Genomic DNA, 19,738 nt, shown 5'->3' with positions numbered 1-19,738 from the left:
TTTAGCTGTCTTTACAATTTAATCCAGCAACTCGTGCGGTAAAGACAGCGTTATCCGTTTTGCGCTGCGTTAACCGGGCGTCTTCAGGCCCGTCAGTTTAACGAAGCGTGAGGACGCCGCCGGGCTGCGCGGCGAGATTTCCCCGTCTTTCTGCAGGCCGCCGCGCTCTTCGTAGCGCCAGCACAGCAGGCGATCCAGGCCGGGGCTGCCGGCGCAGGCCCAGCTCAGGTATTCGTCGGCGTCGCTCATCACCTGAACGTCCGGCGTGGCGCTGGAGCGCAGGTGGCCGGAGAAGGGATGTAGACGCAGCGTAGACTGGCCGCTGTTGCCGAGGCCGGAAATTTTCAGCACGCTTTGCCGAATGCTCCACAGCTGAGTCTCCGCCTCCAGCCGATCGTCCTGCGCGCCGATCCAGGCACTTTCCGCCGTCGTCTGATGCGCGTGTTGCAGCGCGCTTTGCCGGGTGCCGCGCGCCCGCATCACTTCGATATCCAACCCGACTTTTCCCTCGTCGCTGAGCAGCACGCCCACGGTGTTGCTGGCGTAAGCGAGGCTGAAATCGGGCAGCTGATGATCGGCGAAACAGGGGCGGCCGGTCGGCGTGGTGGCGATGGGGGGCAGCGTCGGCAGGCCGTACAGGTAGAACATCATTTCGGCGAGCAGAATGCGCCCTTGCAGGAAGCGCGTGCGGCGTTTAACGGAAAAGGTGCGGGTGGCGGCTATCACTTCGTCGGCGAGTCTCTGGGTATCCAGGACGGCGGAGGCCGGGGTCCATCGGGCAAAATGACACGCCATTGTTCGCTCCATGACAGAGGGTCGCTAAGAACGCAGGGGTGTTAGATTAAGACTAAGTTGAGGATTTATCATCAAAAAACGCTATGCGGATTATCCTATTTATCAGCGGTGGTAGAGATATCGCCCGGCGCGGCATCGCTCCACCATTGGATCATTGATGCGTTCGGTGCCAAATCAAAGCACGGCTTACCCAGCAAGTGATTGAGGATGCGGGCTGAACGCCAGGCCATCAGGCTCAGTCCGCCTTCTGCGCTGCCGTGGCTGTGTATTCCGGCATTAACCGCATAAATTCGATTTTGCTCCGGCCCGAGCCAGTCCAGATTAAAATTCGGCAGTAGCGGCAGATGCTGTTCCGCATCGAGAGGAATGCGCGGCAGCAAGGGTTTCAGGTAAGCGGGCAGCGAAGCGCGATAGCCGGTGGCCAGAATGACGATATCGGCCCTAAAACTTTCCTGGCGATTTTCCAGGCCGTGAAGCGTGCGCAGATGAAAAGCTTCACCCACTGATTCGATGGCCAGTAGGGTGCGATGAGGCAGTAAACGCACATTGCGCGTCTGGCGCATCACGTCAAAACGCATATATAGCTCACGGTACAGGGTTCGCAGCGTATGATTGCTGATGCCGTCTGCCGGCAATTTCTGTGTTTTGATTTCACGCTCGCGGATTTCTGACGGCAGCGTATAGAAATAGTCAACGTATTCGGGAGTGAAGTATTCGTTGGTGAAGGGGGACTCATCCAGCGGCTGAAAATTGGGACGGCGCGAGAGCCAGTCCAGCTGCGCCGGTTCGCCCCAGTGCCCCTGCAATGCGTTCAAAAACACATCGGCGCCGCTTTGGCCGCCGCCCACCACCATAACTCGCTTGCCGCTGAAGTCCGGATTGCGCAGGGCTATTTCGGCGGCATGCATGCAGTTTTCGCCCAACGCCGGGTAAAACGCTTTCGGTAACCAAGGGTTATGGCCGGTGCCCAGACAGATATTTTTCGCCCACAGCGTCTGATTATGGGTGGTTACCTTGAACAAACTCTTTTCATCGTCAAAATCAATGCGCTCTACGGACTGTGAAAACTGTAGCCCGTCTAATCTTTCGCAGGCCCAGCGTAGATAGTCGGAAAATTCTTCTCGGCTGATAATTTGCTGCTCGGTGATTAAAAACCGATAAATTTTTTTCTGTTCTACCAAGTAATTAATAAATGAAAATTGGCTGCGTGGGCTGACGGCGGTAACCAAATCCTGCAGCACATATGTCTGCATATAAGCGGAAGGCAGCAGCATGCCGGGGTGCCAGCGGAAGCTCGCGTTACGATCGAGAAAGGTATAGTTGACGGCGCCGCTTTCGGCGGCCAGAGCGGCCAGACTGAGATTGAAAGGCCCCAATCCCACGCCAATCAAGTCTAAAGGTTCGTTCATTTAAGCTTATCTCTCACGCGGAAAAATTGATGAGATAAGCTTAGGTGAGTTTTGGCGCCGGAGACGTAAAATGCGGGCGCCGAAGAGGATATGGCGCCCGCAGGCGATTATTTGCCGATGCAGAAGCTGGAGAAGATGCGGCCCAGCAGATCGTCTGAGGTGAATTCGCCGGTGATTTCGCTCAAGGCCAGCTGCGCCTGGCGCAGTTCCTCGGCCAGCAGCTCGCCCGCGTAAGCGCTCACTAACTGTTCTTTGCCTTGCACCAGGTGCTGTGCCGCCAGCTCCAGCGCCTGCAGGTGACGACGGCGCGCCAGGAAGCCGCCTTCCATGTTGCTGGTGAAGCCCATGCTCTGTTTAAGATGATCGCGCAGCACATCGACGCCTTCACCGGTGCGGGCCGACAGGCGAATAAGTGAGTGGTTGTTCACTTCCGTCAGACCCAGCGTTTCACCGGTGATGTCGGCCTTGTTGCGCACCACGGTGATCGGCAGCGTGCCCGGCAGGCGCGCCATAAACTCCGGCCAGATCTCCGCCGGCTCGGTGGCGGCGGTGGTGGTGCCGTCGACCATAAACAGCACTCTGTCGGCCTGTTCGATCTCGTTCCACGCACGTTCGATGCCGATGCGCTCCACTTCGTCGCTGGCGTCGCGCAGGCCGGCGGTGTCGATGATGTGCAGCGGCATGCCGTCGATATGGATATGTTCGCGCAGGACGTCGCGGGTGGTGCCGGCGATATCGGTGACGATCGCCGCCTCACGCCCGGCTAATGCATTGAGCAGGCTGGATTTACCGGCGTTGGGGCGCCCGGCGATCACCACCTTCATCCCTTCGCGCAGCAGGCTGCCCTGGCGCGCTTCGCCGCGCACGCTGTCCAGATCCGCCATCACGTCGTTGAGCTGCGCCTCGATTTTACCGTCGGACAGGAAGTCGATTTCCTCGTCGGGGAAGTCGATCGCCGCTTCCACGTAGATTCGCAGGTGAGTGAGCGCTTCCACGAGCTGGTGGATGCGGGTGGAAAATGCCCCCTGCAGCGAGTTCATCGCCGAGCGCGCCGCCTGCTCGGAGCTGGCGTCGATCAGATCGGCAATCGCTTCGGCCTGCGCCAAATCGAGTTTGTCATTGAGGAACGCGCGTTCGGAGAACTCGCCGGGCCGTGCGATGCGCACGTCGGGCAGCGCCAGCACGCGCTTGAGCAACAGATCGAGGATTACCGGCCCGCCGTGGCCCTGCAGTTCCAGCACGTCTTCGCCGGTAAAGGAGTTCGGCCCCGGGAACCACAGCGCGATGCCCTGATCGAGGGTGGCGCCCGTGGCGTCGCGGAACGGCAGATAGTCAGCGTAGCGCGGCTTCGGCAGCTTGCCGAGCAACGCCTGGGCGACGTCTTTGGCCTTGCTTCCGGAAATGCGCAGAATGCCGACGCCGCCGCGTCCCGGCGGGGTGGCTTGGGCTACGATGGTATCGGTGGTGCTCATAACGGTTCTCTCTGACGATTAAGATGCAAAAAGGCGGTCTAATGACCGCCTTTGGGGTGACTGCAAGGGTCGGCGCGCCGAACCCCTACAATACGCTTAGCTTTTTTTCTTGTCGCGGCTGTGCAGGCCGCGTTTTTCCAGACCACGGTAAATCAGCTGCTGCTGCAGGATGGTCACCAGGTTACTGACGATGTAGTACAGCACCAGACCGGACGGGAACCACAGGAAGAACACTGTGAAGATCACCGGCATGAAGGTCATGATTTTCTGCTGCATCGGGTCAGTCACGGTGGTCGGCGACATCTTCTGAATGAAGAACATCGTCACGCCCATCAGGATTGGCAGGATGTAGTACGGGTCTTGCGCCGACAGGTCATGGATCCACAGGGCGAACGGCGCGTGGCGCAGCTCGACCGAACCCATCAGCATGTAGTACAGCGCCAGGAAGATCGGCATCTGAATGATCAGCGGCAGGCAGCCGCCGAGCGGGTTCACTTTCTCCGCCTTGTACAGCGCCATCATCTCTTGGCTCATGCGCTGCTTGTCATCGCCGATGCGCTCGCGCATCGCCTGCAGCTTCGGCTGCAGCATGCGCATTTTCGCCATCGAGGTGTACTGCGCCTTGGTCAGCGGGTACATGATGCCGCGCACGATGAAGGTGATGATAATGATGGAGAAGCCCCAGTTACCGATAAAGCCGTGGATGAACTTCAGCAGTTTGAACAGCGGCTGGGAGATGAACCACAGCCAGCCGTAATCCACGGTCAGATCCAGGTGCGGCGCCAGCTGGGCCATCTGGTCCTGCAGCTCCGGGCCGACCCACAGGGTCGCGTTCAGCTGCTGCTGAGCGCCCGGCTGCACCACGACCGGCGTAGATTTGAAGCCGATGGTGGACAGGTTGTCACCCGGTTTGGCGGTATAGAAGGTGTTGTCACCTTTGGTCGCCGGTACCCACGCGGTGGCGAAGTACTGTTGCAGCATGGCGACCCAACCGTCTTTGGTGGTGACGCTCAGGTTTTCATCTTTGTCGAACGCGTATTTTTGGTACTTGTCCTCGCTGGACGAGTACGCCGCGCCGCGGAAGGTGTGCAGCGCGAAGTTGCTGCTGCCGGTGTCGCGGTGTTTAGGCAATTCGGTGGTTTGCTTCAGCTGGCCGAACAGGGTCAGCTCCAGCGGCGTCGCGCCTTTGTTGTCGATGCTGTAATCCACGCCGACCGCATAGTGATCGCGTTTGAGCACGAAGGTCTTGGTGTAGACCGCGCCGTCTTTATCGGTGTAGGTCAGCGGGATGCGCAGCTCGTCCTGGCCTTCCGGCAGGGTGTAGCTGTCCTGCGCCGCCTGATACAGCGGGCGTTCGCCGTTGGCCGGGTTGTCCGGGCCGTTTTTACCGGTCAGGCCGCTTTGCGCCTGATAGACGAATGACGGAGTGGTTTCCAGCAGTTGGAACGGAGTCGATGAACCCAGAGTATCCGGGTAGGCCAACAGTTTAGCCTGCTCGATATCGCCACCACGGGTGTTGATGGTCAGTGACAGCACGTCGGTGTTCACGGTAATCAGCTTACCCTGACCACTGGCTGGCACGGCCTGGCTGGCGGCATCACCGGCTACTGCGTTCGAAGTCTGTTGCGTGGTCTGTGCGGCCGGCTGCGGAGCGTTGTCCGTTTGCCATGCCTGCCAGATCATGAAAGACACGAACAGCAGAGCGATGAGGAGAAGATTGCGTTGCGAATCCATCGTTAGTGTTCTCTGTTATCGTCGGTTTTTGGCGGCACCGGATCATCGCCACCTGGGTTCAAAGGGTGGCATTTTAATACGCGTTTCAATGCTAACCAACTGCCTTTTATCATGCCAAACCTGCTTAATGCCTCAATTGCGTAATGAGAGCATGTCGGCTGGAAGCGACAACGAGGCCCTAGCAGCGGACTGATGACGAGCTGATAGGCCCGCACCAGCCCGATCAGGATGCGGGAGCCTGGCGACAGTGGCGACGCCATAATTTATCCAAAGCTTCCGTCAGTGCGCGGTTATCCAAATCCGCTATCCCCTTTTTGGCCACCACGACAAAATCCATCGCCGGTAATTCGTGCTGGCGCAGGCGGAAGCTTTCGCGGGTTAGGCGTTTGATCCGATTACGCTCGTGCGCGCGTTTGACGTGTTTTTTGGCGACGGTAAGACCGATGCGGGGATGCCCCAGCTGGTTCAGGCGGCCGAGGATGGTAATTTGCGGCGTGCCAGCCCGTTGTGGCTGCTGGAAGACGAAAGTGAAATGAGTGGGAGTTAACAAACGTAACTCCCTGGGAAAAGCGAGCTTAACCACTCAGCGGGTTAGCTTTATTACTTAGAAACAGTCAGACGAGCACGGCCTTTCGCACGACGGCGGGCCAGAACTTGACGACCATTTTTGGTGGCCATACGAGCACGGAAACCGTGGCTACGGTTGCGCTTCAATACGGACGGTTGGAAAGTGCGTTTCATAGCGATTTCTACCTAAACTTAAAATAATTACTGATCAGTAAACGCGTTTGGCTACTCGGCGTGAAGATGACCGACGCCTCAATCGCAATACATAAAGAAGCGGGATTGTAATAATTGTACAGTCCTGAGTCAATTCGCATCGCGCCAGCCTACCTGGTTGTCTGCCAATAACGGAACAAAATCCGGTCTTGGCCCGTGGTCACCGCAGAATCCTGTCTGGCTAATGACGCACCATAAGGAACCAGGTATCACACGTAGGGCGAAGATTATACGGACTCGGGGTGAAATCGCAAGGATCCCCGAGAGATCCTTTGCGCGCGATCGCAGGATCCGGCGTGGATAACAGGGTATAACCGGTTGACAATGTAAAAAATGCGGCGCAGCGGCCGGGATCTGCGCGGTCATCCGGCGCCGACGGTGAAAAGATCGCCGCCGGCCGCGGCCTGTGGATAAAATGGATCTAATCTGTGAGGAAGGGGAGGATCTCTTGCGCGGATTGCGCTATGATCCGTCATTCCGATCGCGATCCCTCATGCCGGGATCGTGAGGGACACAAACCGTGAAAGGCGGTTCGCATCCCCCACAGGCAAACCGCCGATGCCGGGTATGTGTCAAAAATCATGAGTTATAAAAAAGTTGCCCGTTTCTTTTCTTTATTGATCTTGTTCGAGTGGAGTCCGCCGTGTCACTTTCGCTTTGGCAGCAGTGTCTTGCCCGATTGCAGGATGAGTTACCTGCCACAGAATTTAGTATGTGGATACGCCCATTGCAGGCGGAACTGAGTGACAACACCCTGGCGCTGTATGCGCCTAACCGCTTTGTGCTGGATTGGGTTCGCGATAAGTACTTAAACAACATCAATGGTCTGCTGAATGATTTCTGCGGCACGGACGCGCCTTTGCTGCGTTTTGAAGTCGGCAGCAAGCCGATCGCGCAGGTGATCAGCCAGACCGTGACCGCCAGCGTCAGCAGCGCCCCTGCGGCTCCCGCGGCGCGCACGGCCGCGCCTTTGCGCCCGAGCTGGGACAACGCGGCGGCGCAACCCGAGCTCTCTTACCGCTCCAACGTCAACCCCAAACACACCTTTGACAACTTCGTTGAGGGTAAGTCCAACCAATTGGCGCGCGCGGCGGCTCGTCAGGTGGCGGACAACCCGGGCGGCGCCTATAACCCGCTGTTCCTGTATGGCGGCACCGGCCTGGGTAAAACCCACCTGCTGCACGCGGTCGGCAACGGCATCATGGCGCGCAAGGCCAACGCCAAAGTGGTCTACATGCACTCGGAACGCTTCGTGCAGGACATGGTCAAAGCGTTGCAGAACAACGCCATCGAAGAGTTTAAGCGTTACTACCGTTCGGTCGACGCCTTGCTGATCGATGACATCCAATTCTTCGCCAACAAGGAGCGTTCGCAGGAAGAGTTCTTCCATACTTTTAACGCTCTGTTGGAAGGCAATCAGCAGATCATCCTGACCTCAGATCGCTACCCTAAAGAGATCAACGGGGTGGAAGATCGTCTGAAGTCGCGCTTCGGCTGGGGGCTGACGGTGGCGATCGAGCCGCCGGAGCTGGAAACCCGCGTGGCGATCCTGATGAAAAAGGCAGACGAAAACGACATCCGCCTGCCGGGCGAAGTGGCGTTCTTCATCGCCAAGCGCCTGCGTTCCAACGTGCGTGAGCTCGAAGGGGCGCTGAACCGCGTGATCGCCAACGCCAACTTTACCGGCCGGGCCATCACCATCGATTTCGTGCGCGAAGCGCTGCGCGATCTGCTGGCGCTGCAGGAAAAGCTGGTCACCATCGACAATATCCAAAAGACGGTGGCGGAGTATTACAAGATTAAAGTCGCGGATTTGCTGTCCAAGCGGCGTTCGCGATCCGTTGCCCGCCCGCGCCAGATGGCGATGGCGTTGGCGAAGGAACTCACCAACCACAGCCTGCCGGAAATCGGCGATGCGTTTGGTGGCCGCGACCATACCACGGTGTTGCACGCCTGCCGGAAGATCGAGCAGCTGCGTGAGGAAAGTCACGACATCAAAGAAGATTTCTCCAATTTAATCAGAACATTATCTTCATAGCGCTATGAAATTTATCGTTGAACGTGAGCATCTGCTAAAACCGCTGCAACAGGTGAGCAGCCCGCTGGGCGGCCGCCCGACCTTGCCGATCCTGGGCAACCTGCTGCTGCAGGTGACGGAAGGCTCCCTGCTGCTGACCGGCACCGATCTGGAGATGGAGATGGTGGCGCGCGTCGCCCTGTCCCAGCCGCACGAGCCGGGCGCGACCACCGTGCCCGCGCGCAAATTCTTTGATATCTGCCGCGGCCTGCCGGAAGGGGCGGAGATCGCCGTCACGCTGGAAAGCGAGCGCATGCTGGTGCGGTCCGGCCGCAGCCGCTTCTCGCTGTCCACGCTGCCGGCGGCGGACTTCCCGAACCTGGACGACTGGCAGAGCGAGGTGGAGTTCACCTTGCCGCAGGCGACGCTGAAGCGCCTGATCGAAGCCACCCAGTTCTCGATGGCCCATCAGGACGTGCGTTATTACCTGAACGGCATGCTGTTTGAAACTGAAGGCGAAGAGCTGCGCACCGTCGCGACCGACGGCCACCGCCTGGCGGTGTGCTCGATGCCGATCGGCCAACAGCTGCCGTCGCATTCGGTGATCGTGCCGCGTAAAGGGGTGATGGAGCTGGTGCGCCTGCTGGACGGCGGCGATTCGCTGCTGCAGCTGCAGATCGGCAGCAACAACATTCGCGCCCACGTCGGCGATTTCATCTTCACCTCCAAGCTGGTTGACGGCCGTTTCCCGGACTATCGCCGCGTCTTGCCGAAGAACCCGGATAAAACGCTGGAAGCCGGCTGCGATCTGCTCAAGCAGGCGTTTGCCCGCGCGGCCATTCTCTCGAACGAGAAATTCCGCGGCGTGCGGCTGTATGTCAGCCAGAACCAGCTGAAGATCACCGCCAACAACCCGGAGCAGGAAGAGGCGGAAGAGATCCTCGACGTCAGCTACGACGGCGCGGAGATGGAGATCGGCTTCAACGTCAGCTACGTGCTGGACGTGTTGAACGCGCTCAAGTGTGAAGACGTGCGCCTGCTGTTGACCGACTCGGTCTCCAGCGTGCAGATCGAAGACGGCGCCAGCCAGGCGGCGGCCTACGTTGTCATGCCAATGCGGTTGTAGTCTCGTTACCTTGAATTACAGCACCGTCATCGGTAAAGAGATTGCATGGCTCTGACGCGTTTATTGATTAAAGATTTCCGCAATATCGAGGCGGCGGATTTGGCGCTGGCGCCGGGATTCAACTTCCTGGTCGGCGCCAACGGCAGCGGCAAGACCAGCGTGCTGGAAGCGGTGTATACGCTCGGCCACGGCCGCGCCTTTCGCAGCCTGCAGGCCGGTCGGGTCATTCGCCACGACCAGCCGGAGTTCGTGCTGCACGGCCGCATCGAAGGCGCGGAGCGCGAGCTGTCGGTAGGATTGAGCAAGAGCCGTCAGGGTGACAGCAAAGTACGCATCGATGGCAGCGATGGCCACAAGGTGGCCGAGCTGGCGCAGCTGCTGCCCATGCAGCTGATCACCCCCGAAGGTTTTACCCTGCTGAACGGCGGGCCGAAATTCCGGCGCGCCTTCCTGGACTGGGGCTGTTTTCATAACGAACCCGGTTTTTTCACCGCCTGGAGCAACCTGAAACGGTTACTGAAGCAGCGCAATGCCGCGCTGCGCCAGGTGAGTCGCTATGCGCAGATCCGCGCCTGGGATCAGGAACTGATCCCGCTCGCGGAGCGCATCAGCGAATGGCGGGCGGAATACAGCGACGCGATCGCCGCGGATATCACCGCGACCTGCGCGCAGTTTCTGCCTGAATTCGCCCTGACCTTCTCCTTCCAGCGCGGCTGGGACAAAGAGAGCGACTACGGCGAGCTGCTGGAGCGCCAGTTCGAGCGCGACAGGGCGTTGACCTATACCGCGGTGGGGCCGCATAAAGCGGACTTCCGCATTCGTGCCGACGGCACGCCGGTAGAGGATTTGTTATCGCGCGGTCAGCTTAAACTGCTGATGTGCGCGTTGCGCTTGGCGCAGGGTGAGTTTCTCACCCGGCAGAGCGGGCGGCGTTGCCTGTATCTGATTGATGATTTTGCCTCCGAGCTGGACACCGGCCGTCGCCGGTTGCTGGCCGATCGCCTGAAAGCCACCCAGGCCCAGGTTTTTGTCAGCGCGGTGAGCGCTGAACAAGTGACCGACATGGCCGGTGAAAAGGGCAAGATGTTCCGCGTGGAACAGGGTAAAATAGAGGTTCAACCACAGGACTAAAATGAGCGAGAAACGTTGATGTCGAATTCTTATGACTCCTCAAGTATCAAGGTATTAAAAGGGCTGGATGCGGTGCGCAAGCGCCCGGGCATGTATATCGGCGATACCGATGACGGCACCGGTCTGCACCACATGGTATTCGAGGTTGTGGACAACGCTATCGACGAAGCGCTCGCGGGCCACTGTAGTGACATTCAGGTCACCATCCATGCCGACAACTCGGTATCGGTACAGGATGACGGCCGCGGCATTCCGACCGGCATTCACCCTGAAGAAGGGGTTTCAGCCGCAGAGGTCATCATGACCGTGCTGCACGCCGGCGGTAAATTCGACGACAACTCCTATAAGGTTTCCGGCGGCCTGCACGGCGTGGGCGTCTCGGTGGTTAACGCCCTGTCGGAGAAACTGGAGCTGGTGATCCGCCGCGAAGGCAAAGTGCACGAACAGACTTACAGCCACGGCGAGCCGCAGGCGCCGCTGACCGTGGTGGGCGAAACCGAACAGACGGGCACCATGGTGCGCTTCTGGCCGAGCCACCAGACCTTCACCAATGTGACCGATTTCGAGTACGACATTCTGGCCAAGCGTCTGCGCGAGCTGTCCTTCCTCAACTCCGGCGTGTCTATCCGCCTGAAGGACAAGCGCACCGACCGTGAAGATCACTTCCATTACGAAGGCGGCATCAAGGCGTTTGTCGAGTACCTGAACAAGAACAAAACCCCGATCCACCCGAACGTGTTCTACTTCTCGACCGTGAAAGACGACATCGGCGTGGAAGTGGCGCTGCAGTGGAACGACGGTTTCCAGGAAAACATCTACTGCTTCACCAACAACATTCCGCAGCGCGACGGCGGCACGCACCTGGTCGGTTTCCGTACCGCGATGACCCGTACGCTGAACAGCTACATGGAGAAGGAAGGCTACAGCAAGAAGGCCAAGGTCAGCGCCACCGGCGATGACGCGCGTGAAGGTCTGATCGCCGTGGTGTCGGTGAAGGTGCCGGATCCCAAGTTCTCTTCTCAGACCAAGGACAAGCTGGTCTCTTCCGAGGTGAAAACCGCGGTTGAAACGCTGATGAACGAGAAGCTGGTGGATTACCTGATGGAGAATCCGGGCGACGCGAAAATCGTGGTCGGCAAAATCATCGACGCGGCGCGTGCGCGCGAAGCGGCGCGTAAAGCGCGTGAGATGACCCGCCGCAAAGGCGCGCTGGATCTGGCCGGCCTGCCGGGCAAGCTGGCGGACTGCCAGGAACGCGATCCGGCGCTGTCCGAACTGTACCTGGTGGAAGGGGACTCCGCGGGCGGCTCTGCCAAGCAGGGGCGCAACCGCAAGAACCAGGCTATCTTGCCGCTGAAGGGGAAAATCCTCAACGTCGAGAAAGCGCGTTTCGACAAAATGCTCTCCTCGCAGGAAGTCGCGACGCTGATCACCGCGCTGGGTTGTGGCATCGGCCGCGACGAGTACAGCCCGGACAAGCTGCGTTACCACAGCATCATCATCATGACCGATGCCGACGTCGACGGTTCGCACATCCGTACGCTGCTGTTGACCTTCTTCTACCGCCAGATGCCGGAAATCATCGAGCGTGGCCACGTGTTCATCGCGCAGCCGCCGCTGTACAAGGTGAAGAAAGGCAAGCAAGAGCAGTACATCAAAGATGACGAGGCGATGGATCAGTACCAGATCGCCATCGCGATGGACGGCGCTACGCTGCACACCAATGCCAGCGCACCGGCGCTCGGCGGTGAGCAGCTGGAAAAACTGGTGGCCGAACACTACGGCGTGCAAAAGCTGATTGGCCGCATGGAGCGCCGCTACCCGCGCGCGCTGCTGAACAACCTGATCTATCAGCCGACGCTGAACGAAGGCGATCTGAGCGATGAGGCCAAGGTGAAAACCTGGATCGCTTCGCTGGTGCAGGCGCTGAACGACAAAGAGCAGCACGGCAGCAGCTATGACTTCGTGATCTTCGAGAACCGCGAACGCCAGATGTTCGAACCGGCGCTGCGCATCCGCACCCACGGCGTGGATACCGACTATAAGCTGGACTTCGACTTCATCCACGGCGGCGAATACCGCAAGATCTGCCAGCTGGGCGAACAGCTGCGCGGGCTGATCGAAGACGGCGCGTTCATCGAGCGCGGCGAACGTCGTCAGCCGGTAGACAGCTTCGAGCAGGCGCTGGAGTGGCTGGTGAAAGAGTCGCGCCGCGGCCTGTCGGTGCAGCGCTATAAAGGCCTGGGCGAGATGAACCCGGAGCAGCTGTGGGAAACCACCATGGATCCGGAAAGCCGCCGCATGCTGCGCGTGACCGTCAAGGACGCCATCGCTGCCGATCAGCTGTTCACCACGCTGATGGGCGATGCGGTTGAGCCGCGCCGCGCCTTTATCGAAGAAAACGCCCTGAAAGCGGCGAACATCGATATCTGATGCGTTAATGGCTGTGAAAATCCGCGCCGGGCGACCCGCGCGGATTTTTTTACGCCTTTTTTGGCGCTGACAGCCAAGGCTGAAACGCGTTAGCATGGGAAAAAACCACTGGGAGAAGCGTTGAATGGCTATTGAACTGATTGCGATCGACATGGACGGCACGTTGCTGGATCCGCAGCACCAAATCACGCCGGCGGTAAAGCAGGCTATCGCGGCGGCGCGGCGCAAAGGGGTGCACGTGGTGCTGGCCACCGGGCGGCCTTATGTCGGCGTGCAGGACTATCTGCGCCAGTTAGACATTCAGGGCCCCGGCGATTTTTGCATAACCTACAACGGCGCGCTGGTGCTGCGCGCGGCCGACGGCGCCTGTATTCTGCAGGAAACCCTGGGTTTTGAGGACTATCTGCACTTCGAGCAGATGGCGCGCGAGCTCGGCGTTCACTACCAGGCATTTGACTTTGACACCCTGTATACCCCGAACAAAGACATCGGCAAATACACCATACACGAGGCGGAAATGACCGGTATTCCGTTGAAATACCGCAGCGTGGAGGAGATGGATCGCCAGATGCGTTTCCCGAAAGTGATGATGATCGACGAGCCGGCGCTGCTGGACAACGCGATTGCGCGCATCCCGGCGGAAACGCGCGAGCGTTACACCATTCTGAAAAGCGCGCCTTACTACCTCGAAATCCTGCATAAGAACGTCGATAAGGGCGCCGGGGTGAGAATGCTGGCCGAGCACCTCGGCGTGGCGCGGGAAAACATCATGACGCTGGGGGATCAGGCCAACGATACGGCGATGATCGAGTATGCCGGCGTCGGCGTGGCGATGGGCAACGCCATTCCCGAGCTGAAAGCGGTGGCGCAGTTTGTCACCGGCGCCAATACCGAAGACGGCGTGGCGCGCGCCATCGAGAAGTTCGTGCTCAACGCCTGATCAAGTGGGGCGCTACGGCGCCCCTTTATATTGCCGCCAACACCCCTTTGGCGATCTGCAGATCCTGAATCGCCAGCCCGGTAAGATCGGCGATGGTGATGTGCAGCGGCTCGCTTCGCAACCGCCCTCCCAGCGCCAAGACGGCGCCCATTTCGACGATTGGCGTTGAAATCAGCCTATTTTGCCGATAAGCCGTCGCGATCTCGCCATAGTCAGCGCACTGCGCCAGCGCATCGACCAGCAGTGCGTCCGCGCGAGCCACCAGATCGGTCGCCAGCTCCTGCTTGCCGGGCGCGTCGGCACCCACGGCGGTGATGTGCGTGCCGGGCCGAATATCCGCCGCCTGTAAAATCGGTTCGCGGCTGGGCGTGGTAGTGACGATCAGCTGACAGTGCGCCGCCAGTTCCGCCGCATCCTGCGTAACCCGCACCCGAAAACCTTCGGCCTCGGCTTCGCGCCGATACGCCGCCAGCGCCTGATCGTTGCGGCCCCACACCCACACTTCGCGGCAATCGGTCACCGGTTTCAGACATTGCAGCTGCAGCCGGGCCTGCAGGCCGGTGCCGACCATGCCGATCGCCTGAATATGCGGCGGCGCGCACAGTTCGGCGGCGATGCGGCCGGCCAGTGCGGTGCGCAGCGCGGTCAGCCAGCCCTCATCCTGCAGCAGCGCCCGAGGTTCGCCGGTCTGGGCGGAGAACGCCACCACCAGCCCCTGATTGCTGGCCAAACCGCGTTCGGCGTTGCGATAGAAACCGGCGGAGACCTTGACCACGAACAGCTCTTCGCCTTCCAGCCAGGCGGATTTGATGCAGCAATCGCCGGCGGCCTGTTCGAACAGGAAGTGCTGCACCGGCGGCTGTTGCACCCGCCGCTGCGAATAGGCGATAAAACCCTGCTTCAACAGCGGGGTTATAGCCTCGGCGTCGAACGCGGCGAGGATTTGCTGCCGATTAAGGATGTGCATCGGCGATGGCCTTGAGGTACTTCTCCAGCACGATGTTTTTACCGCACAGCACCACCGCCACTTTTTTTCCCTGGTATTCCGGCGCCAGCTTGATCGCCGCCGCCAGCGCCACGCCGGCCGCGCCTTCGATAATCCACCGATCGCTGGCGGCGATCCGGCGCATCGCGTGCTTGATCTCTGCTTCACTGACCAGCACTTTGCGGTCGATCAGCTGTTGGCACAGCGGGAAGGTCACGGCGCCCGGCTCGACGCCGCCGGCGGTGCCGTCGGACAGGGTGTCTTGCTCTTCCACCGGGAAGATATGGCCCGCTTCCAGCGCGCTGTACATGCTGGTGGCGTTTTCCGGCCAGCAGGCGATAAGCTGCGTGTTCGGCGACAATTGCTGCAGAACGGTGCCGATACCGGCGATATAACCACCGCCACCTACCGCCACGAACACGGCGTCCAGACCGGTGAGCTGTTCAACCAGCTCCATGCCGCAGGTGCCCTGGCCGGCGATCACCTGCTCGTCGTTATACGGCGAGATATAGGTTTTTCCCTGTTCGCGTGCGGCCTGTTCCCCCGCCAGTTCGGCGTTCAGCGCATCGCCCGGCACCCGTTCCACGGTGCCGCCCAGCGCGCGGATGGTGTCTAGCTTGATGCTCGCCGCCGTCTCCGGCGCATAAACTGTGACGCCAACGCCCATCAGCTGCCCCGCCAAAGCGACCGCCTGGCCGTGGTTGCCGGTAGAGGCGGCGATCACGCCGCGCCGGCGTTGCTCGCTATCCAGTAACCTTAGCTTGTTGCTGGCGCCGCGAAATTTAAAGGAGCCGGTGTGCTGCAGATGGTCGCATTTCAGATACAGCTCGCAGCCCAGCTGCTGTGAAAGCAGCACGCTGCGCTCCAATGGCGTGACCCGTACCTGAGGGCGCAGTTGCTGATGGGCAGAAACAATGGCATCGAAGAGGGGGTTCATACCGGCTCCAGAATGTTTGGACTTAAAAATCCAGTTTGTACTTTTTTGTATTAATTGTAAACCCCGTCGCCCGGCCGCCGGGCAAAAGCGGGCACGGCGTAATGTGATCGCACTGGCGGCGAAAAATAATCATTAACGTATAGTTTAGCGGCACGATTTTTTATTTATTTGCGTTAAGGAAGTCGCAACCGCTCAATTATTTTAATAAGGGAACGACAATGAAAAAAATATTACTCGCCTCATTAACCTACGCCGCGCTGACACCGTTTGGTTTCGCCGCCAAAGATGTGACCACCCAACCGGAGGTTTATTTTCTGCAAGAGTCGCAATCGATAGACAGCCTGGCGTTATTGCCGCCGCCGCCCGCCGTTGACAGCATCGATTTTATGAATGACAAGGCGCAATATGATGCCGGGAAATTATTGCGTAATACCGAACGGGGCAAACAGGCTTATCACGACGCACACGTAACGGGGGATGGCGTCGCCGCCGCATTATCCGGCGCTTTCGGTACGGAAATCACCCAGGATAATACGCCGGAGCTGTTCAAACTGGTGATGAAAATGCGTGAAGACGCCGGCGATCTGGCTACCCGCAGCGCCAAAAATCACTATATGCGCATTCGGCCGTTCGCTTTTTACCATGAGCCCACTTGCCGACCGGATGAAGAGAGCACGCTATCGACGAACGGCTCTTATCCTTCCGGGCACACCGCCATCGGTTGGGCGACCGCGCTGGTGCTGGCGGAGATTAACCCTCCCAGGCAGGGGACGATACTGCAGCGCGGCTATGAGATGGGCCAGAGCCGGGTGATTTGCGGTTATCACTGGCAAAGCGACGTGACCGCCGCGCGCTTGGTCGCCTCGGCCATCGTCGCCCGACTGCACGCGGAGCCCACCTTCGCCGCGCAGTTGCAAAGGGCCAAAACGGAATTCAACGCCCTGAAAAAATAACCTTGCTTCACGCGGCAGCGCGCCATATGAAACGCTGCCGCCGATCCGGTAAGATGGCGACTCAGTGCCGGCATGCGCAGGAGAACCGCCATGAGCCATCGGGAAAAACAGCTGACTTTCGACCCTCGCGGGCATCAGTTAACCAATATCAACGTCTGGACGCCGGACAGCCAATGGCTGGCTTATGACGTGCGCCCGCGCGGCGCCTCTTTCACCGGTCTGAGCATCGAGCGGGTCAACGTCGCCAGCGGCGCGGTGGAGGTGGTTTATCGCGCCCAGCACGGCGCCCACGTCGGCGTGGTCACGGTCAGCCCCGATGCGCCGGCGCGCTATGCCTTTATCCACGGTCCGGAGCACCCCGACAGCGCCTGGCAGTATGATTTTCACCACCGCCGCGGGGTGATCGTCAGCGAACCGGATCGCGAGTTGGCCATCACCCTCGACGCGCTGGATATCACCGCCCCCTACACGCCCGGTGCGCTGCGCGGCGGCAGCCATGTGCACGTTTTCAGTCCGGACGGCAGCCGCCTCAGCTTTACCTACAACGACCACGTCATGCACGAACGCGATCCGGCGCGCGATCTGCGCAACGTCGGGGTGGCCGTGCCGCTGCACGGGGTCAATCCGCCGAAACAGCACCCGCGCGAGTATGACGGTAGCCACTATTGCGTGCTGGTCAGCGAGACGGTGCCGCAGCCGCAGCCGGGCAGCGATCAGATCAATCGCGCCTACGAAGAAGGCTGGATCGGCCGCGAGGGTTACCGTAAGGCCGACGGCAGCCGGCAGCGCTGGGCGCTGGCGTTCATCGGCGATACGCTGTCCGCCGCCGGTGAAAAGCTGCCGGAGGTGTTTATCGTCGATCTGCCGGAGAACGATGCCGATTACGCCAGGGCGGGCGCTCTGCCGCTGCAGGGAACGGAAAGCGAGCTGCCGGCGCCGCCGCAGGGCGTCAGGCAGCGGCGGGTGACCTTTACCGGCGATCGTTGTTTTCCGGGCGTGGCCGGCGCACCGCGCCACTGGCTGCGCAGCTCGCCGGACGGCAGCCAGATCGCGTTTTTGATGAAGGATGACGGCGGCGTGGTGCAGCTGTGGACGGTGTCGCCGAACGGCGGGGAGCCGCGCCAGGTGAGCCACAGCGAGCATGATATCCAGTCTGCCTTCAGCTGGCACCCGCAGGGCGGGGCGATTGCCTTGGTGTGTGACAACAGCGTGATGCTGTGCGAGGTCGCCGGCGGCCGTCTGCAGCGTTTGACGCAGCGCAGCGTGCAGCCGCCGTCGGGGGACGCCGTGGTGTTTTCACCGGACGGCAAGAAAGTGGCGTTTATGCGCGAGATAGCGGGGTTCAACCAGATCTTTGTGGTTGAGGTGTAAGGCGGGCCTGATGGCCCGCTGCGTGTGTGATTAGTGTGTGGCGGCGCTGTCGTTGCCTTCGCCGGGATTGCCGGTTGCCGCCAGATTCTGCTGCTCGCTGCGCAGGATGCGCGCTTTTGGCGAGTCTGCGGTGGCGTCGTTGCCGGAACGCAGATAGTCGTAAGGCAGCAGTACGGTGTCCATCACCGCAGAGAACGGCAGATCCAGCGCCACCAGCGGCATCATCGCCCAGCTGGTGTTGTCGTCCTTCAGCATGTCCACGCTGGCGCGGGTGCCGGGATAGTAACCCTGATTCGGGCCGGTATGGCTCATCACGCTGGAGCAACCGCTGGTCGCCAACAACATGCAGCCCGTCGCTATCGCTTTCATCGTCGTCATTAATCCATCCTGCAGGGTTGCTGTGCCCCTAAAATTAAGCTGAGTTATAACATCCTGTCGCTGCTTTAAAAGAAGCAAAATCCCGCTCTGTGGCGGCTCTCTCACTTTAGTGTAAGTGGTAAAAAAACTTTCGCCTAATCGGTGCGAAGTTTTTTTGATCCTCGCCTGTTGAATTGATGAAATCAACCCCCATTTTATCATCAGAGCCGAATTGAGAATTCGCCGTAAGGGAATTCTGGCTTAATTAGCCTGTCCAGAGTGGAAGGCGTATTTATTTCAACCTCGCTGAAGTGCCTTAGGAGGCTGTTTTATGCGTAATTTTGATCTTTCCCCGCTATACCGTTCCGCCATTGGTTTCGATCGCCTGTTCAACGCGCTGGAAGCCGGCCAGAGTCAGGGCAACGGCGGTTATCCGCCTTATAATGTCGAGCTGGTGGACGAAAATCATTATCGCATCGCCATCGCGGTAGCCGGGTTTGCCGAGCAGGAGCTGGAGATCACCACGCAAGATAATCTGCTGATCGTGCGCGGGGCGCACAATAACGAACCGGCAGAAAAAACCTATTTATACCAGGGCATCGCCGAGCGTAATTTCGAGCGTAAATTCCAGCTGGCCGAACATATTCAAATTAAAGGCGCCAAACTGGAGAATGGCCTGTTGTATATCGACATGCAACGCATCGTGCCGGAAACATTAAAACCGCGCCGCATCGAAATTAAATAAATTTCCGTTTCGCCGGCAGGTACGCTGCCGGAAAATAATACCTAGCCTGCCGTCAGGGGGCTGAATAAACACATCTCGCTTAATGAAAGGAGTTGTTCCTATGCGTAATTACGATTTATCCCCGCTTCTGCGTCAGTGGATTGGTTTTGATAAATTGGCCAGCTCAATGGGCGGCCAGGAACCCCAGGGGTTCCCGCCGTATAACATCGAGAAAAGCGATGACAATCACTACCGCATTTCTCTGGCGCTGGCCGGTTTCCGGCAGAGCGAACTGAATATCGAAGTGGAAGGGCCGCGGCTGACCGTCAGCGGTAAACCCACACCGCCGGAAAAACAGGTCGAATACCTGCATCAGGGCCTGGTGTGCAAAGAGTTCCAGTTGACCTTCACCCTGGCGGAGCATCTGCAGGTGTCGGAGGCCAAATTTGAAAACGGCCTGCTGCACATCGATCTGGTGCGTCAGGTGCCGGAAGCCTTGCAGCCGCAGCGCATCGCCATCGGGGCGACGCCGGAGCTGGAAGCCAAATAACCGACTGAAAAACGGTCATCATCA

General features: G+C 59.5%; 19 protein-coding genes. 9 read left to right on the top strand and 10 right to left on the bottom strand.

The features are described 5' to 3' along the window. Positions 1-69: 69 nt before the first annotated feature. The 7 genes from ACJ8HH_RS18880 to rpmH all read right to left on the bottom strand — a co-directional run bounded on the left by ACJ8HH_RS18880 (position 70) and on the right by rpmH (position 6,151). Positions 70-795, bottom strand: a complete 726-nt coding sequence (locus ACJ8HH_RS18880) for a 4'-phosphopantetheinyl transferase family protein (RefSeq protein WP_060426671.1) — start codon at positions 793-795, stop codon at positions 70-72. A gap of 95 nt (positions 796-890) precedes the next feature. Then, the gene (locus ACJ8HH_RS18875) at positions 891-2,204 is read right to left on the bottom strand and encodes a lysine N(6)-hydroxylase/L-ornithine N(5)-oxygenase family protein (RefSeq protein WP_041037330.1); all 1,314 of its coding nucleotides are present in this window, start codon (positions 2,202-2,204) and stop codon (positions 891-893) included. A 107-nt stretch (positions 2,205-2,311) separates the two neighbouring features. Continuing rightward, positions 2,312-3,676 carry a tRNA uridine-5-carboxymethylaminomethyl(34) synthesis GTPase MnmE gene (gene mnmE, locus ACJ8HH_RS18870; protein WP_016929602.1) on the bottom strand — a complete coding sequence of 455 codons (1,365 nt, stop codon included), beginning with the start codon at positions 3,674-3,676 and terminating at the stop codon, positions 2,312-2,314. A 96-nt stretch (positions 3,677-3,772) separates the two neighbouring features. Further along, entirely contained in the window at positions 3,773-5,410 is a 1,638-nt protein-coding gene (yidC, locus tag ACJ8HH_RS18865; protein ID WP_019455493.1) for a membrane protein insertase YidC, read from the bottom strand. Positions 5,411-5,412: 2 nt separating this feature from the next. Continuing rightward, positions 5,413-5,670, bottom strand: a complete 258-nt coding sequence (yidD, locus tag ACJ8HH_RS18860) for a membrane protein insertion efficiency factor YidD (RefSeq protein WP_004933881.1) — start codon at positions 5,668-5,670, stop codon at positions 5,413-5,415. Further along, entirely contained in the window at positions 5,634-5,993 is a 360-nt protein-coding gene (gene rnpA, locus ACJ8HH_RS18855; protein WP_004933883.1) for a ribonuclease P protein component, read from the bottom strand. Before rnpA ends, yidD begins: the two co-directional genes overlap by 37 nt. 17 nt (positions 5,994-6,010) lie before the next feature. Further along, the gene (gene rpmH / locus ACJ8HH_RS18850; RefSeq protein ID WP_000831330.1) at positions 6,011-6,151 is read right to left on the bottom strand and encodes a 50S ribosomal protein L34; all 141 of its coding nucleotides are present in this window, start codon (positions 6,149-6,151) and stop codon (positions 6,011-6,013) included. A 682-nt stretch (positions 6,152-6,833) separates the two neighbouring features. Here rpmH and dnaA point away from each other — a divergent pair. From dnaA to yidA, 5 genes are all read left to right on the top strand, one after another. Beyond that, positions 6,834-8,228, top strand: a complete 1,395-nt coding sequence (gene dnaA / locus ACJ8HH_RS18845) for a chromosomal replication initiator protein DnaA (protein ID WP_049235245.1) — start codon at positions 6,834-6,836, stop codon at positions 8,226-8,228. Between the two features lie 4 nt (positions 8,229-8,232). Further along, entirely contained in the window at positions 8,233-9,333 is a 1,101-nt protein-coding gene (dnaN, locus tag ACJ8HH_RS18840) for a DNA polymerase III subunit beta (protein WP_004933892.1), read from the top strand. Between the two features lie 45 nt (positions 9,334-9,378). Further along, positions 9,379-10,464 carry a DNA replication/repair protein RecF gene (gene recF / locus ACJ8HH_RS18835; RefSeq protein ID WP_033653950.1) on the top strand — a complete coding sequence of 362 codons (1,086 nt, stop codon included), beginning with the start codon at positions 9,379-9,381 and terminating at the stop codon, positions 10,462-10,464. A gap of 18 nt (positions 10,465-10,482) precedes the next feature. Continuing rightward, complete coding sequence (gyrB, locus tag ACJ8HH_RS18830; protein WP_039568277.1) at positions 10,483-12,897, top strand: DNA topoisomerase (ATP-hydrolyzing) subunit B; 2,415 nt, start codon at positions 10,483-10,485, stop codon at positions 12,895-12,897. A 124-nt stretch (positions 12,898-13,021) separates the two neighbouring features. Next, positions 13,022-13,837, top strand: coding sequence for a sugar-phosphatase (gene yidA / locus ACJ8HH_RS18825; RefSeq protein WP_033649554.1), 816 nt, complete (start codon positions 13,022-13,024; stop codon positions 13,835-13,837). Positions 13,838-13,862: 25 nt separating this feature from the next. Here the strand turns inward: yidA and ACJ8HH_RS18820 are convergent, their stop codons facing one another. Together ACJ8HH_RS18820 and ACJ8HH_RS18815 are read right to left on the bottom strand one after the other, a co-directional pair. Then, on the bottom strand, positions 13,863-14,804 hold the full coding sequence (locus ACJ8HH_RS18820) for an ornithine cyclodeaminase family protein (protein WP_060438298.1): 942 nt from the start codon (positions 14,802-14,804) through the stop codon (positions 13,863-13,865). Further along, complete coding sequence (locus tag ACJ8HH_RS18815) at positions 14,791-15,759, bottom strand: threonine/serine dehydratase (protein ID WP_060424130.1); 969 nt, start codon at positions 15,757-15,759, stop codon at positions 14,791-14,793. The genes ACJ8HH_RS18820 and ACJ8HH_RS18815 overlap by 14 nt, the downstream gene beginning before the upstream one ends. Positions 15,760-15,977: 218 nt before the next feature. On the opposite strand from ACJ8HH_RS18815, the gene ACJ8HH_RS18810 reads away from it, so the two are divergent. Next, positions 15,978-16,712 (top strand): acid phosphatase, encoded by a 735-nt coding sequence (locus ACJ8HH_RS18810; protein ID WP_033636536.1) that lies wholly within the window; start codon positions 15,978-15,980, stop codon positions 16,710-16,712. Between the two features lie 90 nt (positions 16,713-16,802). Next, complete coding sequence (locus ACJ8HH_RS18805) at positions 16,803-18,083, top strand: DUF3748 domain-containing protein (RefSeq protein ID WP_060451985.1); 1,281 nt, start codon at positions 16,803-16,805, stop codon at positions 18,081-18,083. A gap of 30 nt (positions 18,084-18,113) precedes the next feature. On the opposite strand, the gene ACJ8HH_RS18800 is transcribed toward ACJ8HH_RS18805, so the two are convergent. After that, entirely contained in the window at positions 18,114-18,461 is a 348-nt protein-coding gene (locus tag ACJ8HH_RS18800) for a YceK/YidQ family lipoprotein (RefSeq protein WP_033636538.1), read from the bottom strand. A gap of 310 nt (positions 18,462-18,771) precedes the next feature. Here ACJ8HH_RS18800 and ibpA point away from each other — a divergent pair, with 310 nt between their 5' ends. Both ibpA and ibpB read left to right on the top strand, forming a co-directional pair. Beyond that, the gene (gene ibpA / locus ACJ8HH_RS18795) at positions 18,772-19,185 is read left to right on the top strand and encodes a small heat shock chaperone IbpA (protein WP_004933919.1); all 414 of its coding nucleotides are present in this window, start codon (positions 18,772-18,774) and stop codon (positions 19,183-19,185) included. A 100-nt stretch (positions 19,186-19,285) separates the two neighbouring features. Continuing rightward, complete coding sequence (gene ibpB, locus ACJ8HH_RS18790) at positions 19,286-19,714, top strand: small heat shock chaperone IbpB (RefSeq protein WP_004933922.1); 429 nt, start codon at positions 19,286-19,288, stop codon at positions 19,712-19,714. The last annotated feature ends 24 nt before the right edge of the window (positions 19,715-19,738 follow it).

The organism is Serratia sp. CY32780 (genome assembly GCF_052169135.1).
In the GTDB taxonomy this organism is placed as follows: Bacteria; Pseudomonadota; Gammaproteobacteria; order Enterobacterales; family Enterobacteriaceae; genus Serratia; species Serratia sarumanii.
The sequence above is the reverse complement of the archived record's forward strand: the minus strand, read 5'-3'. Positions and strand labels throughout refer to the sequence as shown.

Excerpts from the sequence above, each read along its gene's own strand:
- ACJ8HH_RS18820 (WP_060438298.1), bottom strand. The coding sequence starts at position 14,804 with ATGCACATCCTTAATCGGCAGCAAATCCTCGCCGCGTTCGACGCCGAG.
- ACJ8HH_RS18880 (WP_060426671.1), bottom strand. The coding sequence starts at position 795 with ATGGCGTGTCATTTTGCCCGATGGACCCCGGCCTCCGCCGTCCTGGAT.
- ACJ8HH_RS18875 (WP_041037330.1), bottom strand. The coding sequence starts at position 2,204 with ATGAACGAACCTTTAGACTTGATTGGCGTGGGATTGGGGCCTTTCAAT.
- ACJ8HH_RS18815 (WP_060424130.1), bottom strand. The coding sequence starts at position 15,759 with ATGAACCCCCTCTTCGATGCCATTGTTTCTGCCCATCAGCAACTGCGC.
- ACJ8HH_RS18800 (WP_033636538.1), bottom strand. The coding sequence starts at position 18,461 with ATGACGACGATGAAAGCGATAGCGACGGGCTGCATGTTGTTGGCGACC.
- ACJ8HH_RS18805 (WP_060451985.1), top strand. The coding sequence starts at position 16,803 with ATGAGCCATCGGGAAAAACAGCTGACTTTCGACCCTCGCGGGCATCAG.
- ibpA (WP_004933919.1), top strand. The coding sequence starts at position 18,772 with ATGCGTAATTTTGATCTTTCCCCGCTATACCGTTCCGCCATTGGTTTC.
- mnmE (WP_016929602.1), bottom strand. The coding sequence starts at position 3,676 with ATGAGCACCACCGATACCATCGTAGCCCAAGCCACCCCGCCGGGACGC.
- rpmH (WP_000831330.1), bottom strand. The coding sequence starts at position 6,151 with ATGAAACGCACTTTCCAACCGTCCGTATTGAAGCGCAACCGTAGCCAC.
- yidD (WP_004933881.1), bottom strand. The coding sequence starts at position 5,670 with ATGGCGTCGCCACTGTCGCCAGGCTCCCGCATCCTGATCGGGCTGGTG.
- ACJ8HH_RS18810 (WP_033636536.1), top strand. The coding sequence starts at position 15,978 with ATGAAAAAAATATTACTCGCCTCATTAACCTACGCCGCGCTGACACCG.
- ibpB (WP_004933922.1), top strand. The coding sequence starts at position 19,286 with ATGCGTAATTACGATTTATCCCCGCTTCTGCGTCAGTGGATTGGTTTT.
- dnaN (WP_004933892.1), top strand. The coding sequence starts at position 8,233 with ATGAAATTTATCGTTGAACGTGAGCATCTGCTAAAACCGCTGCAACAG.
- yidC (WP_019455493.1), bottom strand. The coding sequence starts at position 5,410 with ATGGATTCGCAACGCAATCTTCTCCTCATCGCTCTGCTGTTCGTGTCT.
- yidA (WP_033649554.1), top strand. The coding sequence starts at position 13,022 with ATGGCTATTGAACTGATTGCGATCGACATGGACGGCACGTTGCTGGAT.
- gyrB (WP_039568277.1), top strand. The coding sequence starts at position 10,483 with ATGTCGAATTCTTATGACTCCTCAAGTATCAAGGTATTAAAAGGGCTG.
- recF (WP_033653950.1), top strand. The coding sequence starts at position 9,379 with ATGGCTCTGACGCGTTTATTGATTAAAGATTTCCGCAATATCGAGGCG.